This is a genomic window from Microtetraspora malaysiensis, from assembly GCF_001528665.1.
Classification (GTDB): Bacteria; Actinomycetota; Actinomycetes; order Streptosporangiales; family Streptosporangiaceae; genus Microtetraspora_A; species Microtetraspora_A malaysiensis.
The window spans coordinates 189,699-204,902 of record NZ_BBYJ01000008.1 but is presented as its reverse complement, the minus strand read 5'-3'; the positions used below and the strand labels follow the sequence as shown (position 1 = coordinate 204,902).

The following is a 15,204-nucleotide window of genomic DNA, read 5'->3' as shown; positions in this document are numbered from 1 at the left end:
TCGACCCTATCCGGCGCACGCGTCGGCACCATGAGGTGTGAGTTAATGCTCGGTGGCCCGGCGCCGTCCTCCGTACGCGCGGGAATGCCACGAGCACGTACCTGGACAAGTCCGGACATAACGGAACTTGTCAGAGCGGACGGCGCGGCGTCCCGGCAAGGAGGGAGACCGGCGCACCCGCGCCCACCTGGCGATCATGAGCGACGACCCGATAGCTGGGGCGCGATGGACCGATTTTCCCAGCGAATTCACCGCTGACTGATGCGTCTACTGTGACAAATGCCCGTAATGTAAGCCGTCGCACGGTGCGATCAAATCAGGAGGACGACGATGCGACGGCCGGTTCACCGGTTGGCCATGGCGGCGGCGGTCATGACTGCGGTGACTGTGGGAGTGCTTCCCGCGTCACCGGCCGGGGCCGAGTCCCGGCAACAATCACCGGCCGGGGCCGAGTCCCGGCAACTGGTGGGGACGTGGTCCACCGCGAGCGACCGGCTGACCCCCACCGACCGGCTCGCCGTCACGATCGGCGGCCAGACCGTCCGCATGGTGGCACGCATCAGCATCGGAGGGTCCGGCCTGCGCGTCCGCCTGTCCAACGTCTTCGGCAGGAAGCCGGTCACGTTCAAGAACGTGCACCTCGGCCTCCAGGCGTACGGCGCGGAGCTCGTCACCAAGTCCAACCGGCCGCTCACATTCGAGCGCCGCAAGTGGATCACGGTGCAGCCCGGCCAGGCGGTCTGGAGCGATCCTCTGGAGGAGAAGGTCTCGGGCCGCCAGGACGTGGTGGTCAGCGCCTACATCCCGACCGCCGTGGAGGAGGTCACCGGTCACGACCGCGCGTACGCGACCACCTACCTCTCCACGCCGGGCGACCACGCCGCCGACGAGACCGCGGAGTCGTTCACCGGCACCAGCACCCAGTGGTACTTCCTGGACCGCGTCGCGGTGACCACGGGCGGCGACGCGGGCTCCGTCGTCGCGCTCGGCGACTCCATCACCGACGGCACCGGCCAGGGCAGCGACGCGAACCGGCGGTGGACCGACTACCTCTACCAGCGGTTCGGACGGGTCCCGGCCGCCAAGCGGATGGGCGTGCTCAACGTCGGCATCGCGGGGAACCGGGTGCTGCAGCCCGGCGTCGGCCCGAGCGCGCTGAGCCGGTTCAAGCGGGACGTGCTGTCCCAGCCGGGCGTCCGCACGATCGTGGTTCTCGAAGGCATCAACGACATCTCACGGGGCGAGTACACCTCGGCGAAGCCGCTGATCGACGCTTACAAGAAGATGATCAAGCTCGCGCACGCGAAGAAGCTGCGCATCCTCGGCGGCACGCTGACACCGTTCTACGGCTACTCGACCTGGACGGAGGAGCGCGAGGAGATCCGCCAGCAGGTCAACGTCTGGATCAGGACCAACAAGGCGTTCGACGCCGTGATCGACTTCGACAAGGCGGTACGCGACCCCGGATTCCCCGCCCAGCTCGCCGCCCCGTACGACCACGGCGACCACATCCACCTCAGCGACGCCGGCCGGCGCAGGCTCGCGTACACGGTGCGCCTCTCGCAACTCGTCTGACAGCGCGGCCGAAATCCCCTCGGGCCGGCTTTCTCTCCTGCCTCCTACCATGGCGCCCTCACGGGGCGCCACGGTCCGCGCGAGGCGCTCCGCGGACCGTCCTCGACGAATCGCCGGCTAGCCCTCCCCGCTGGGAGTGGTCACGATCCGTTCTTTCTCGGGGAGCGTTTGTGCTTGGAAGCGCGGTATGCCTCGACGGACTTCTTGGACGATCGCCAGACGCCATCCGCACCTTGGACGGCGGACAGACGGCCTCGTTGGGCGGCCTGTCGGAGTGCCTGAACGGTGAACTCGTCATCAGCCAGCGCCGCCAAGGGAACCATGCGGACGGGACCGGCAACGTTCGGCACGATGAAGCGGTTGAGGTTGTCTTCCATCGCGCGAGCGATCAGCTCGCCCAGAGCGCCATAGTCCCCGGCATCGGCGCGACGCATGGCAGTCAGGTACATCTCGCGCTGCTTCTTGAACACAATGATGGGGGGGTATCCGAGCCGCACCAGGATGAGGTTAAGAGCCAGGCGTCCAGTTCGCCCGTTGCCGTCTATGAACGGGTGGATCCGCTCGAATGCGTTATGGATTCTGGCGAGCTCCTCAGGGAGAGGGTGGCCAAGATCTTCCTGGTTCTCGATCCTCTTGCCGACGTCGCATACGCCGTCCACCCAGTCCTGGATCATTCCTGGCACCAGCGGCCATGAAGGCGGCGCCATCCCCTCAGGAAAGGGGCGAATGTCGTGTTCCCGAAAGTTCCCCGGCCCTTCCCGATCTGTGGCGTCTTGATGTGGCGCTACGTCCCACACGGGAGTCATTGCCATCCGATGCACGTTACGAAGTTCGTGCAGCGTAAGGAGTCTCCCGTCATGCCATGAGTCCGGCTCCAGAGCCTGTCCGTACACCCACTTCGCGGCGTCACCGTATCCCTGGACCTCGTTGTACTCCCGCAGCGACTTCGCACCCACCGCGCGGCCCTGGTCCAGCAAGGCCTGAACCTCACGCAAGACGAGAGTGTTGCCCTCCAGGGCGGTCGAGTGGTGGGCTTCCTGGTGCCAGATGTCCGCCCAGATGTCCTGGGCTTCAGTGGGACTGGGTAGACCGCCAAGACGCTGATTCAGCTCATTTAGGGCTCGATCCAGCCGCTTATAGACGGTGGCCCTGCTTGGGCGGCCCCTGCCTGCCACCGAACCTCCTGCGTGCACGGGCGAACCGCAACTTGATATGCCTCTCGAAGAGCTAATTGTACTTATCAAATTTGGCCGCGTACGTCTTTCCGTGCAACCTGGGGCCGGATGTATGACCTTGCTACGCGGCGCCTCGGGGCGATAGCCGGCTCGGAAGCCTGTAGTCCCAACCAGTGCAGCGCGAACTGCCAGTCTCCTCCCCCGCCTCCTACCGCGGCGCCCTCACGGGGCGCCACGGTCCGCGCGGGGCGCTCCACACGACCCGAGCCACCTCAACTGATCACAGGAATTGACAGTCTCGTCACGATCGTGCGCGCACCCCTCCGCTGCCGGCGCAGGTCGCATCGCCGCCCCGCGACGGCGTCGACGTCTGGAGCTAGGGCCAGGCGAGGAGCTGGAACCAGACGGACTTGCCGTACGAGGTGAGGGTCCAGCCCCAGTCGTGGGAGAAGGTCTCGACGATGGCGAGGCCCCGGCCGCCGACGTCGAGGTCGCGGGCCCGGCACCGGCGCGGCAGCGCGGGACAGGGGTCGTGGACGTCGACGACGAGCAACTCACGCTCACGGCTCACCGAGATGCGCACGGTGCTCGTGGCGGGGACGCCGACGGCTCCGTGGGTGAGGGCGTTGGTGACGAGCTCCGAGACGAGGAGTTCGGCGAGCTCCGGGATGTCGGACGTCGCCTTCCAGTCGACGGCCACATCGTGGACGAACCGGCGGGCGGACGCCAGGCACCTCCCGTCTCGCGGGATCCACTTCTCACCCAGGACGGGGGCGAGCCGCTCCGTGGCGTACCCCGCGCGTTCGTAGATGGTGGCGCGGGTGGCGGCCGCGCCGTAGGCGGCGGACCCCGCGCGTCCGGTGGACGCGATGCGAGCGGTTGATGTCGTACGGCCGCCGAACGCCTGTTTCATCGGTGCTCTCCTGGGGTCTCGAATTCCCAGAACCAGCGTGCCGAGACAGCGCTACTGTCTGTAAAGGATTCGTTACCAAGGCCGCTTCTTGCGGATCGGGTTCACGCGATTGAACTCCGACAAAGGAGGCATCGTGGTCGACGCCTACTCACCACAGGCGATATGGGGCAGGGAGCTGCGCCATTACCGGCAGGCGGCGAGCCTCACCCAGGCCCAGCTCGCCGAAAAGATCCACTTCAGCGAATCCCTGATCAGCGGCGTCGAGACCGGCCAGCTTCCGGCCAGCCCCGAGTTCGCCACGGCCTGCGACCAGGCCCTCGCCACCCGCGGCGCATTGAGCCGCCTGCTCGACTGGCGCAAGGGCCAGGTCTTCCCCTCCTGGTTCGGCAAGTGGCGCGACAAGGAGCAGGTCGCCACCGCGTTGCGGACCTACGAGCCCCTGCTGATCCCCGGCCTGCTCCAGACCGAGGCGTACGCGCGGGTGGTGTTACGCGGCGACGAGACGGCGGTGGCGGCCCGCCTGCACCGGCAGCTCATCCTCACCCGCGAGGACCCCCCGCCGCCGGTCCTGAGATGTGTGATCGACGAGGCGGTGCTCTATCGGCCGATCGGCGGTCCGAAGGTGATGCGCGAACAGCTCCGCCATCTGGTCGGGGTGACCGGCCCGCGGCTGAGCGTTCAGGTGGTGCCCCAGGGGATGCACTCCGGCCTGCTGGGAGGTTTCGTAATCGCGACCCTCGACGGCGGAGCCGACGTACTGTATGCGGAGACCGCCGTCCGGGGCATCGCCACCAGCGACCGCGAGGACGTCGGCACAGCGATCGAGCGGTTCGAGGCGATACGCACAGAGGCGTTGCCGCTGAACATGTCCCTTGAGCTCATTGAGAGAACGGTGGAGGAACGATGGACCTGAGCAAGACGCGCTGGCGCAAGTCGAGCTTCTCCGGCGACAACGGCGGAAACTGCGTCGAGATCGCGGAGCTGACCGGCGTCGCCGCCGGCCCCTCGCATCCCGTCGGCGCCGCGGCGGTCGGCGACACCAACCACAGGCTGGGTCGCGTCACGGGGGCCGCGCACAAAATGGACCACGACCGGCTGATCGCCGTACGCGACTCGAAGGACCCCGAGGGGCCCAAGCTGTTCTTCACCCCCGCTGAATGGGACGCCTTCGTCGCCGGGGTCAAGGCCGACGAGTTCGACCTCGCCTGACCCCAGCACCCACCCCCTCCGTACTCACCCGCCTCCGGCCGCCATCCCCCTCCCGTGCCGGCCGGAGGCGTGGGCCGTACGGAATGTCCGCGGGCGGGACGGCGGCGGGCGCGTACGGATCAGTCGGCTCGCAGAAGCCGCTCGACATCACGGCAGAACTTGTCGAAAGACGGTGCGTTCTTACGCGCCTGGCCCAGGTCGAAGGCATCGGCCAGCGGCGCCTGGTCGACCGTGGGTTTGTAACGTGTGCCATCGGTCTTTCGGGCGCTGAGCCATTCCTTCGCGCCGCGAATCGCTTCCGGGTCCTGGGGCGGCCGCAGCGGGTCGGCGAGACCACGGCGCCCGGAAAGTGATGAGGCAGCGGCCAGGAACCACGCCTCGAACTCCCGGTGAGCCAGCACCACCGAAATCTCCTTGTCCGCGCGCGCATGGCGAGCCCGATCGAGAAGTGCGGGTCCCAGCGTGGCGGGGCAGTCGTCGTCTGAGTCGATCAGGAGCAGGACGCCGCCCGCGCCTGTGACCTGGTACGACGCCTGGACGACGGCGCTCTCGACCCCGCCCGGCGCGACGAGCCTGTTGCGCGGGATACGGCGTGGTGGGGGATCCGCAGGTTCCAGATCGAGGATTCCGCGGCGATCCTGCGAAGCAGCATGGGAAGCGCGACGACTTCTCCTTCTCCCTCGACGACGCAGGCTACGGTGATCGGCTCGCTCACGCGCTTTCCTCCGGCTGGAGCTGGCCGCCGCGCATCAGTTCGCCGAGGGTGGTCCGTCCGTCCTCGACGAGACGGCGGCTTACCTCGTCGATCTCGCCGATCTTGGTGACGCCGCCGCTCATCGCCACCACGCGAACGGAGGCGGGGTCGAAATCGTCGCGGTCGAGCAGGTCGGCGCTCTGCGTGGTGATCAGCACCTGGACGTGCTCGCTCGCCTCGGTCAACGCGTCGAAGAGCGCTCCGGCAGCGGCCGGGTGGAGCGCGGTCTCCGGCTCCTCGATCGTGACGAGGGTGGCCTGCCCCTCCAATACGGCGGGCTGGAACAGCGCGGTCAGCACCCCGGCCGCGTGCAGCGTTCCTACGGAGATGGCCTCCGGCCCGAAGGGTCGCTCCCCTTCCCGCGTGCGCAACTCGACGGTCGAATAGCTGTCGATGACGCGCTGGTCCACGCCGACCGCCTCGGGGACGATCGCATTCAGATAGTCGTCGATGCGCGCCTTGAACACCGGATGCTCCTGGGCGAGCTCCCCGAGAACGGCCCCAAGCCGTTCTCCGGAGTAACCGAGCCGCTTTCCGAATCCGACGTGCTCGATCTGCCGCATCCGATCCACGTTCAGGTGGTAGAAGAGCATCGCCCGCAGGCTGCGATAGACCTCGGCGTACTCGCCCTGGGTGGCCGCCAGCGGCAGGTAAAGCCGGTCGCGCTCGATTTTCCCACCGTCGACGATCAGCCCGTCCCGCAGCGTGAACCCGGTGGTGATCTCCTGTCCCTCGCGACCGCGAATGACGCAGCGCTCCTCGTGGACCACCACCGGTCGCTGCCCCGTGGAGTCCCGGCCCAGGGTGAAGCCGTACTCGACCGGCGTGGGCTCGCCGTTCAGCTCGACGGCGATGTCCAGGTGGACGCTGAAGCGGTCGGTCGGCTCAGCCGACCGGCGGAGAATCTCGTCCAGGCCGCCTCGGCTGGTCGCCGCGTCGGCAGGAGTGGATCGAAGCGCGTCCGCCAGGAAGAGCAACGCGTCCACGACGTTGCTCTTCCCCGCTCCGTTGGGCCCCAGAAGGACGAGCAGCGGGGTGAAGGCGACGTCGCAGGAAGCGATGCTCCTGTAATCGGTCACCCGCAACCGCCGCAGGAACGGCGCCGACCGGCCCATCACGTCCCCCACGCAGTCGTAATGCCGCCCCAGGCGGTGACCACAGCCGTGGCCGGTCCCCGCCTGCGTTCGGCCGGAACCGCCGCCAGGCGCGGCCCGTACGGATCCACGGGTACGATCACTGGCCCGTCGCCTGCTGCTCTCGTCTCATTCACTCCGTCACCTCCGGGGCGACGACCGGATCCGGGCGCGCCCGTACTTCGCCGGGACACCCGGGACGGCGCCGCGTGCCGATGTCGTAGCGAAACTTACCGGTGCCGGCCGTCCGCGCGTACGGATCCGGCCAGGCCGTACGGAATGTCCGCGGGCGGGGACGGCGGCGGGGACGGCGGAGATCAGGTGGTGAGGCGGGCGGCCAGGTCGGCGAGGCTGTCGACGACCAGGTCGGCCTGGGACGCCTCCGGACGCTCCGCGTGGAGGTAGCCCCAGGGACCGCGGCGCAGCAGCGCGGCGCGCATGCCCGCCCCCTTCGCCGGCCGGACGTCGTTGTCGATCCGGTCGCCGACGTAGAGGATCTCCTCCGGGCTCCGGCCCGCCACGGCCGCGACCTTGGCGAAGAACTCCGGCGCGGGCTTCTCGACCTCCCAGGCGGCCGAGGTGTGGATCGCGTCCACCGGCAGGTCCATGGCGAGCAGCGCGTCGTACGCCTGGCTCGGCTGATTGCCCGCGATGATCAGCTCGTATCCGGCGGCCCTGAGCGCGGCGAGGCTGTCGCGCACGTCCGGGTAAAGGTCGTCGCCGTCGAAGTTCTCGCGCAGGCCGTCCGGGTCCTCCGCGCGCCACGCCGCGATCTCGGCGTCGAGGTCGAGGCCGGGGCGGATCACCTGGAACGCGTCGGCGTGCGAGCGGTCGAGCGCGGCCATCCCGCCGAGGACGCCCATGAACGTCAGGCGCGGCACCCCCAGCCGGTCGGCCCACCGGGACCAGATGCGCGTCTCGTCGATCAGGGTCTCACCGACGTCGAACACCAGTGACCGGATGTTCACGGCCGCTCCTCCACATTTCTCTCACGCTTTCCCGTCACAGCCGCTCCATCGCCTTGCGGATGCGCTTCTCCGAGACCGGGGTCGGGGTCCCGAGCTGCTGGGCGAAGAAGCTGACCCGCAGCTCCTCGATCATCCAGCGGATCTCGCGTACGGCCGGACTGTCGCGCTCCGCCGGCTTGAGCCGGTCGAGCAGGTCGCGGTACTCGTCCTCGACGTCGTGGACCCGGTGCATCCACTCGCGGTCGCGGTGCGGGTCGTCCGGCAGCTTCTGCAGTCGGCGCTCGACCGCCCGCAGGTAGCGGTGCAGGTCGGGCAGCCGGGCGTACCCGGTCGCGGTGACGAAGCCGGGATAGATCAGGCCGCCGAGGTGCTCCTTGATGTCGGCGACCGCGTCGGCCGGGCCGGTGACGGCGTTCTGCACGGTGTGCCACGTCGCCAGGACCCGCTCCACCTTGCCGACGACGTCCTCGGTGGTGTCGTACAGCCCGGCGCGCACGTGGTCGTGCAGCCGCCCGAATCCGGCGGCGTCCCAGGCGGGGCCGCCGGCCTCGGCGATGAGCCGGTCGGCGGCGCAGGCGGTGCAGTCGTCGAACAGCTCGGCGGCCCCTCCGTGCGGGCTGCGGCTGAGCGCCAGCTTCTGCGTCATGGTCAGCCCGCGCAGGATGGCCTTGGCCGGGCTGACCGAGCCGAGCAGCAGCAGCCGCCGGGTGCCCGCCCACATCGCGGGTTCCTGCTCGGCGGGCGTGTCGAACATCCGCACCGCGACGCTGTCCTTCTCGTCCACGAGCGCGGGATAGGCCTTCATGCGGCCCTGCTCGAACAGGCGGGGCAGCGTGCCGATGGTCCACTCGCGCAGGCCGGTGCGTTCCAGGTCGTCGGCCGCCTTCGACAGTGTGGCGCGCAGCCGGGGGGCGAGCCGCCGCTTGAGCCCGTCGAGGTCCTTGTCCTCGGCGATCACGCGCTTGCTGTCGTCGACCACCCGGTACGTGATGCGCAGGTGGTCGGGCACCTGGTCCGGCGCCCAGGCGTCGCGCGGGATCGTCACGCCGGTCAGCCGGTGCAGCTCCCGCTCCAGCACGTCGAGCAGCGGCTCGGCCGGAGCGCCTTCCTGTTGGGCGGCCGACACCCGTTCGAGGACGGCCTTCGCGTAGTTGGGCGCGGGCACGAAGTTGCGCCGCAGCTGCTTGGGCAGCGACCGGATCAGCGCGGTGACGAGGTCCTCGCGCAGGCCCGGGATCTGCCAGTCGAACCCGGTGGCCTCAACCTGGTTGAGCACGGCGAGCGGGACGTGCACGGTGACGCCGTCGGCGTCGGTGCCCGGCTCGAACTGGTAGGTGAGGCGCATCCGCTGGCCGCGCTGCCGCCAGGCGTCCGGGTAGTCCCGGGCGCTCACCCCGGCGCTCTCGTTGACGAGCATCTCGGGCGAGAACGTCAGCAGGTCGGGCTTGGCCGGAGCCGTCTTCTTCCACCAGCTGTCGAAGTGGCGTCCGGAGACGACGTCGGCGGGGATCCGCTGGTCGTAGAAGTCGAACAGCGTCTCGTCGTCGACCAGGATGTCCCGGCGGCGGGCCTTCTCCTCAAGCTGCTCGACCTCCTGGAGCAGCTTGCGATTCTCCTGGAAGAACTTGTGGTGGGTGCGCCAGTCGCCCTCCACCAGCGCGTGCCTGATGAACAGCTCGCGGCTCAGCTCGGGGTCGATCCGGCCGTAGTTGACCTTGCGCTCGGTCACGATCGGCACGCCGTACAGGGTCACCTTCTCCAAGGCGACGACGGCGGCCTGGTCCTTCTCCCAGTGCGGCTCGCTGTAGGTGCGCTTGAGGAGGTGCTGGGCGAGCGGCTCGACCCAGCCCGGCTCGATCTTGGCGTTGACCCGGGCCCAGAGCCGCGAGGTCTCCACCAGCTCGGCGGACATGACCCACTGCGGTTGCGCCTTGGCCAGCGCCGACCCCGGGAAGATCGCGAAGCGGGCGTTGCGGGCGCCGATGTACTCGGTGATGGGGCGGCGCGGCCCGTCCGGCTTGCGCGCGCCCTTCGACTCCATGACGTCCTTGACGCCGATGTGCGACAGCAGCCCGGACAGCAGCGAGACGTGCACCCGCTGCGGGTCGGCGTCCACGCTGTTGACGACGACGCCGAGGTTCTTGGCCACCTGGCGGAGCTGGCTGTCGATGTCCTGCCACTCGCGTACGCGCAGGTAGTTGAGGAACTCGCTGCGGCACAGCCGGCGGAACGCGCTGGAGGACAGCTCGCGCTGCCGCTCCTTGAGGTAGTTCCACAGGTTGAGGTAGGTGACGAAGTCGGATTCCTTGTCGGCGAACCTGCGGTGCTTCTCGTCGGCCGCCTGCTGCTTGTCCACCGGGCGCTCACGCGGGTCCTGGATGGACAGCGCCGCCGTGATGATCATGACTTCGCGGACGCAGCCGTTCTTGTCGGCCTCCAGCACCATGCGGGCCAGCCGCGGGTCCACCGGAAGCTGCGCGATCTTCCGGCCGACCGGGGTCAGCCCCTTGGCGTCCAGCGCGCCGAGCTCGTGCAGCAGGTTGACGCCGTCCTTGATCTGGCGGCTGTCCGGCGGCTCGACGAACGGGAAGGCCGCGATGTCGCCGAGGCCCAGCGACGTCATCTGGAGGATGACCGACGCCAGGTTGGTACGGAGGATCTCCGGGTCGGTGAACTCGGACCGGGTGAGGAAGTCCTCCTCCGAGTACAGCCGGATGCAGATGCCGTCGGAGGTGCGGCCGCAGCGTCCCTTGCGCTGGTTGGCGCTCGCCTGCGAGATCGGCTCGATGGGCAGCCGCTGCACCTTGAGCCGGTGGCTGTACCGGGAGATGCGGGCGGCGCCCGGGTCGATGACGTACTTGATGCCGGGGACGGTGAGGGAGGTCTCGGCGACGTTGGTGGCCAGGACGATCCGGCGGCCGCGGTGCGACTGGAACACGCGGTGCTGCTCGGCCGCCGACAGCCGGGCGTACAGCGGGAGGACCTCCTCGTTGCGTCCCTTCAGCGCGTCGGCGGTGTCGCGGATCTCACGCTCGCCGCTGAGGAAGACGAGGATGTCGCCCGGCCCCTCGGCACACAGCTCGTCCACCGCGGTGGCGATCGCCTGCGCCTGGTCGTCGTCCTCCTCGATCGGGCGGTAGCGCACCTCGACCGGATAGGTACGGCCGGAGACCTCGACGATCGGCGCGTCGCCCTGAGGGGAGGCGAAGTGCCGCGCGAACCGCTCGGGGTCGATCGTGGCGGAGGTGATGATGACCTTGAGGTCGGGCCGCTTGGGCAGGAGCTGCCTGAGATAGCCGAGGATGAAGTCGATGTTGAGGCTGCGTTCGTGCGCCTCGTCGATGATGAGCGTGTCGTAGCGCAGCAGCATCGGGTCGGTCTGCATCTCGGCCAGCAGGATGCCGTCGGTCATCAGCTTGACCAGCGTGCCGTCGCTGGAGTGGTCGGTGAAGCGCACCTTGTAGCCGACGGCGTCGCCGAGCGAGATCGACAGCTCCTCGGCGATGCGCTCGGCCACCGTACGCGCCGCGATCCGGCGCGGCTGGGTGTGGCCGATCAGCCCGTGAACGCCGCGGCCCAGCTCCAGGCAGATCTTCGGGATCTGCGTGGTCTTGCCGGAGCCGGTCTCGCCCGCGACGATCACGACCTGGTTGTCTCTGATGGCCGCCAGCAGGTCGTCCCTGCGCTGGCTGACCGGAAGCTGCGGCGGATAGCTGATCGGCGGCACGGCCTCGCGCCTGGCCGCGACGCGGAGTTCGGCCGCCTCGATGTCGGCGGCGATCTCGGCGGCCACGGCCTGGCGCGCCTTGCCGTCCCGTATCTTGCGCATGCCGTCGATGCGCCGGCGGAGCCTGCGCTGATCGCGCAGCATCAGGTCAGGCAGGCTTCCCTGCAGATCGGCGAGCGAAGTTTTCATCCCGCCGTAAGCATAGGTACGGCCAGGTATGTCTCCGCCACCGGATTACCGTCGGAGCGGTCGTGCCCGGGGGTTCCGACGAGGTCAAGCCGGGCGGAAGAGACTGATATTCCGCTATGCGGGAGAGTCCGTCCCACCCCCGGCCACAACCGCGGGGGCACTGCGGACGAACCGGTAACCGACGTTCCGCACGGTCACGATCTTCCCAGCGTGCCGGCCCAGCTTCCTGCGCAGCCGCAGGATGTGGACGTCGACGGTGCGGGCGCTCTCATCCCCGTACTTGTCCCACACGGCGGCCATGATCTGGCGGCGCGTGTAGACGCGTCCGGGCGCGGAGCACAGGAAGTCGAGCAGCTCGAACTCGCGGTAGGTGAGCTCGATGTCGTCGCCGTCGACCCGCACGGTGCGGGCCGTGCGGTCCACGACGACCCCGTCGGCGTCGGCGGCGTCTACGGGGAACGTGGGCGGCGCCTGGCGCGCGTCCCGGACCTGGGACGCCTGGGACAGGGGGACGACGTGCCCGACGATGATGAGCGCGGCCTCCGCCCCGGGGAGGGGGACCACGCTGAGTACGGTGCCCTCGTCCGCCCCGGCCCGGTCACGGACCGGCTCGCGGGCGGCGAGGTCGATGATCTCCGCCTGGGTCATTGCGCTTCTCCTTCGGACCTGGTGACGTGCCGGATCTTGTGGGACCGGGGGTCAACAGGCGGCGGCGCAGACGCGGAGCAGATCGATGTGACGACGCTCGGTCAGAACTCGCCGTGATCTCATGTCAGCCATCATGACATCGGAATTCCATGGCGTCCAGGTAGGTATTTAGGAAATTGGCGGTTGACAGCCCGCCGCTGCCAGACTTCAAGGCGAGAACGGCACCCAGCGGGAGGAACTGTGATCATCGTGTGCGGCGAGGCCCTCGTCGACCTCGTCCCGACCGGCGCGGAGAACACCTGGCGCGCCGTCCCGGGCGGCGGCCCGGCCAACACGGCGGTCGCCGTCGCGCGGCTCGGCACCCCCGCCCGGCTGCTGTGCCGGCTGTCGCGGGACGGGTTCGGACGGCGGCTGCGCGACCACCTGACCGAGAGCGGCGTGGACCTCTCCCTCGCCGTCGAGGCGGACGAGCCGGCGACGCTGGCGGTCGTGGACGTCGACGAACACGGTTCCGCGGACTTCCGGTTCTACCTGGAGCACACCGCCGACTGGCAGTGGACCCCCGGCGAGCTGCCCGCGACGCTGCCGCCCGGCACCCGGGCCCTGCACGTCGGCTCGGTCGCCTCCGTCGTACAGCCGGGCGCCGACGTGCTGCGCTCGTGGGCCGCGAGCCACCGGGACGAGGTCACGGTGGTCTACGACGTCAACGTGCGACCGGCCGCGCTGCCGGGGCGGGAGCCGTACCTGGAGAAGGTGGGGGCGTGGCTGCGGACGGCGCACGTGGTCAAGGCCAGCGAGGAGGATCTGCGCTGGCTGCACCCGGAACGCGCCCCGCTCGACACGGCGCGGGCGTGGCTGGCCGAGCACGACCTCGACCTCGTCCTGGTGACCCGGGGAGCGGCCGGAGCGGTCGCGCTGCCCCGCGACGGCTCCCCCGCGGAGGCGGACGGCGTGCCCGTACGGGTGGTGGACACGGTCGGCGCCGGGGACGCCTTCACCGGCGCCTTCCTGCATGCGACCGCCGACCGGGGCATGGCGCTCCCGGACGCGCTGCGCTACGCGGTCCTCGCCGCCGCGCTCACCTGCACACGGGAGGGCGCGGCGCCGCCGTCACGCGCGGAGGTCGACGCCCGCTTCTAGGCCGATTTGTAGGCATGCGTACCGTTTGTCAAACATTACGGAGGGTAATCAGAAGAGGGATGTCACCGTCCAGGGGGGAACATGATCCGCACTCTCCACAAGATGGGGCTGCGCTCCAGCATGATGTACACGGCTGGGCTCGCCTCGATCGGCCTCGCCGCCACGTCCTGGTTCCTGTCGAGGGACGACGCGGCCGCGGGCCAGGGCCGGGCGGACCACTGGGGCCTCTTCGTCGGCGAGTGGGCGCCGACGTTCTTCGCCATGGGGGTCGCACTCCGCGTGGAGGAGATGCGCGACATGGAGCGGCGCGAGACGGCCGAATGGCAGGAGACGCGGCAGCAGGCGATGCGCACCCCCTCCCGGGCCGGAGTGTGAACTGATCCGAGCCCGCGGTCCCGCCGTACCCGGACGCCGGTGGAGGCCGGCGGACGGCGTCCCGCGAGAATGTCCAGGTGAGCACTGACCTTCGCTATCCCGAGCCGACCAACCCGGCGTTCCTCTTCGACCTCGACGGCACCCTGATCGACAGCGTGTACCAGCACGTGATCGCCTGGCGTTCGGCGCTGGCCGGGATAGGCATCGACCTGTCGGTCTGGCGCATCCACCGGCGCATCGGCATGAGCGGCGGCCTCTTCGTCACCGCGCTGCTGCGCGAGACGGGCCTGTCGCTGACGCAGGAGCAGATCGACGACCTCCAGCACGCGCACGCCGCCGCCTACACCGAGCAGCTGGACTCGGTGAAGCCGCTGCCGGGGGCGATCGAGCTGCTGTCCGAGCTCACCGAGCGCGGGGTGCCGTGGGCGATCGCGACCAGCGGGTACGCCAAGACCGCCCGGCGGGCGTTCGACATGCTCCGGCTGCCGGAGGACACCCCCATGGTCACGCGTGACATGGTGCGCCGGGCCAAGCCCGACCCCGACCTCTTCCTCGCCGGCGCCGCCGTGCTCGACATCGACCCCCGCTCGGCGATGGTGGTCGGGGACAGCGTCTGGGACCTGCTCGCCGCGCGTCGCGCCGGGGCGCTCGGGGTCGGCCTGCTGTCCGGCGGGTACGGCAGGGACGAGCTGGAGCGCGCGGGCGCGTTCCGGGTGTATTCCGACCCCGCCGACATGCTCAACCGCCTCGACGAGCTCGGCGTACGACAGAACTTCTGACCCCCGTTCCCGCGCCCGTCCGGCCGGTGACGATCGTCAGGCCGGCGCGGGCGCGGATCCCGTGGGCGGCGGCCGCGTGGCATGTCCGGCGGCTCGTGAGCCGGACCCGCGCGGATCGTCCACGCGTCACAGTTCCTCGGGCGGCGCCTCCATCACCTGGCGCACCTCGATCGGCATGTTGAGCGGCTTGCCGCCGGGGCCGGGCGCGGCCGAGATGTAGGCCGCGACCTCGGTCGCCCGCTCCAGGCTCTCGCAGTCGATGATCCACCACCCGATGAGGAACTCCTTCATCTCGGGGAACGGGCCATCGGTGATCACGGGGCCGCCGTCGCCGGACCGTACGATCCGGGCCTGGTCGGGGCCCGTGAGTCCCTGGGCGTCGGCGAACAGGCCGTCCTCGACGAGCTTGCGGTCCGTCTCGCGCATGAACTGGATGTGCGCCGTGACGTCCTCCGCCGGCCAGCTGTGGATCGGCGGGACGTCGCTCTGCCCGCTGAACTGCATCAGCAGCATGTATTTCATGGTCTCGCTCCCTGAGCTTGTCGACAGTTCACCCCAGGTCGAAGCACGCGACCTCGTTCTCGACATACTCGGGAGAATTCGCGGAAGAAATCTCGGC

At 69.6% G+C, this 15,204-nt stretch carries 14 protein-coding genes; 6 read left to right on the top strand and 8 right to left on the bottom strand.

What is annotated here, in order from left to right; genetic code table 11:
• Nucleotides 1–330 precede the first annotated feature (330 nt).
• Nucleotides 331–1,575: an SGNH/GDSL hydrolase family protein gene (locus tag AWQ71_RS11200; protein ID WP_067130988.1), complete on the top strand. Its 1,245-nt coding sequence runs from the start codon at nt 331–333 to the stop codon at nt 1,573–1,575.
• Nucleotides 1,576–1,715: 140 nt separating this feature from the next.
• Here the strand turns inward: AWQ71_RS11200 and AWQ71_RS44345 are convergent, their stop codons facing one another.
• A complete protein-coding gene (locus tag AWQ71_RS44345; RefSeq protein ID WP_067130985.1) occupies nt 1,716–2,750 on the bottom strand; it encodes a Fic family protein in 1,035 nt (344 codons plus the stop codon).
• A 376-nt stretch (nt 2,751–3,126) separates the two neighbouring features.
• Nucleotides 3,127–3,663 (bottom strand): ATP-binding protein, encoded by a 537-nt coding sequence (locus AWQ71_RS11190; protein ID WP_067130982.1) that lies wholly within the window; start codon nt 3,661–3,663, stop codon nt 3,127–3,129.
• A 133-nt stretch (nt 3,664–3,796) separates the two neighbouring features.
• Between AWQ71_RS11190 and AWQ71_RS11185 the strand changes: the two genes are divergently transcribed.
• Nucleotides 3,797–4,576 (top strand): helix-turn-helix domain-containing protein, encoded by a 780-nt coding sequence (locus AWQ71_RS11185; RefSeq protein ID WP_067131554.1) that lies wholly within the window; start codon nt 3,797–3,799, stop codon nt 4,574–4,576.
• Nucleotides 4,567–4,872, top strand: a complete 306-nt coding sequence (locus tag AWQ71_RS11180) for a DUF397 domain-containing protein (RefSeq protein ID WP_067130979.1) — start codon at nt 4,567–4,569, stop codon at nt 4,870–4,872. The genes AWQ71_RS11185 and AWQ71_RS11180 overlap by 10 nt, the downstream gene beginning before the upstream one ends.
• A gap of 119 nt (nt 4,873–4,991) precedes the next feature.
• Here AWQ71_RS11180 and AWQ71_RS43710 read toward each other — a convergent pair whose 3' ends face one another.
• The 5 genes from AWQ71_RS43710 to AWQ71_RS11155 all read right to left on the bottom strand — a co-directional run bounded on the left by AWQ71_RS43710 (nt 4,992) and on the right by AWQ71_RS11155 (nt 12,291).
• Nucleotides 4,992–5,372, bottom strand: a complete 381-nt coding sequence (locus AWQ71_RS43710) for a DUF4276 family protein (protein WP_369407196.1) — start codon at nt 5,370–5,372, stop codon at nt 4,992–4,994.
• A gap of 211 nt (nt 5,373–5,583) precedes the next feature.
• Nucleotides 5,584–6,753, bottom strand: coding sequence for an AAA family ATPase (locus tag AWQ71_RS11170; protein ID WP_157570289.1), 1,170 nt, complete (start codon nt 6,751–6,753; stop codon nt 5,584–5,586).
• A 323-nt stretch (nt 6,754–7,076) separates the two neighbouring features.
• On the bottom strand, nt 7,077–7,721 hold the full coding sequence (locus AWQ71_RS11165) for an HAD family hydrolase (RefSeq protein ID WP_439650367.1): 645 nt from the start codon (nt 7,719–7,721) through the stop codon (nt 7,077–7,079).
• A 40-nt stretch (nt 7,722–7,761) separates the two neighbouring features.
• On the bottom strand, nt 7,762–11,643 hold the full coding sequence (gene hrpA, locus AWQ71_RS11160; RefSeq protein ID WP_067130972.1) for an ATP-dependent RNA helicase HrpA: 3,882 nt from the start codon (nt 11,641–11,643) through the stop codon (nt 7,762–7,764).
• 114 nt (nt 11,644–11,757) lie between these two features.
• On the bottom strand, nt 11,758–12,291 hold the full coding sequence (locus AWQ71_RS11155) for a winged helix-turn-helix domain-containing protein (protein WP_067130969.1): 534 nt from the start codon (nt 12,289–12,291) through the stop codon (nt 11,758–11,760).
• Nucleotides 12,292–12,531: 240 nt separating this feature from the next.
• On the opposite strand from AWQ71_RS11155, the gene AWQ71_RS11150 reads away from it, so the two are divergent.
• The 3 genes from AWQ71_RS11150 (at nt 12,532) to AWQ71_RS11140 (ending at nt 14,585) form a co-directional block, all read left to right on the top strand.
• On the top strand, nt 12,532–13,431 hold the full coding sequence (locus tag AWQ71_RS11150) for a carbohydrate kinase family protein (RefSeq protein ID WP_067130966.1): 900 nt from the start codon (nt 12,532–12,534) through the stop codon (nt 13,429–13,431).
• An 81-nt stretch (nt 13,432–13,512) separates the two neighbouring features.
• Nucleotides 13,513–13,806, top strand: a complete 294-nt coding sequence (locus tag AWQ71_RS11145) for a hypothetical protein (protein WP_067130963.1) — start codon at nt 13,513–13,515, stop codon at nt 13,804–13,806.
• 77 nt (nt 13,807–13,883) lie between these two features.
• Complete coding sequence (locus AWQ71_RS11140) at nt 13,884–14,585, top strand: HAD family hydrolase (protein WP_067130960.1); 702 nt, start codon at nt 13,884–13,886, stop codon at nt 14,583–14,585.
• 126 nt (nt 14,586–14,711) lie between these two features.
• Here the strand turns inward: AWQ71_RS11140 and AWQ71_RS11135 are convergent, their stop codons facing one another.
• Entirely contained in the window at nt 14,712–15,107 is a 396-nt protein-coding gene (locus tag AWQ71_RS11135; protein ID WP_067130957.1) for a YciI family protein, read from the bottom strand.
• Nucleotides 15,108–15,204 lie beyond the last annotated feature (97 nt).

Bases quoted from the DNA above. Each gene is read 5' to 3' on its own strand.
- AWQ71_RS11200 (WP_067130988.1), top strand. From the start codon at position 331: ATGCGACGGCCGGTTCACCGGTTGGCCATGGCGGCGGCGGTCATGACT.
- AWQ71_RS11190 (WP_067130982.1), bottom strand. From the start codon at position 3,663: ATGAAACAGGCGTTCGGCGGCCGTACGACATCAACCGCTCGCATCGCG.
- AWQ71_RS11180 (WP_067130979.1), top strand. From the start codon at position 4,567: ATGGACCTGAGCAAGACGCGCTGGCGCAAGTCGAGCTTCTCCGGCGAC.
- hrpA (WP_067130972.1), bottom strand. From the start codon at position 11,643: ATGAAAACTTCGCTCGCCGATCTGCAGGGAAGCCTGCCTGACCTGATG.
- AWQ71_RS11155 (WP_067130969.1), bottom strand. From the start codon at position 12,291: ATGACCCAGGCGGAGATCATCGACCTCGCCGCCCGCGAGCCGGTCCGT.
- AWQ71_RS11145 (WP_067130963.1), top strand. From the start codon at position 13,513: ATGATCCGCACTCTCCACAAGATGGGGCTGCGCTCCAGCATGATGTAC.
- AWQ71_RS11135 (WP_067130957.1), bottom strand. From the start codon at position 15,107: ATGAAATACATGCTGCTGATGCAGTTCAGCGGGCAGAGCGACGTCCCG.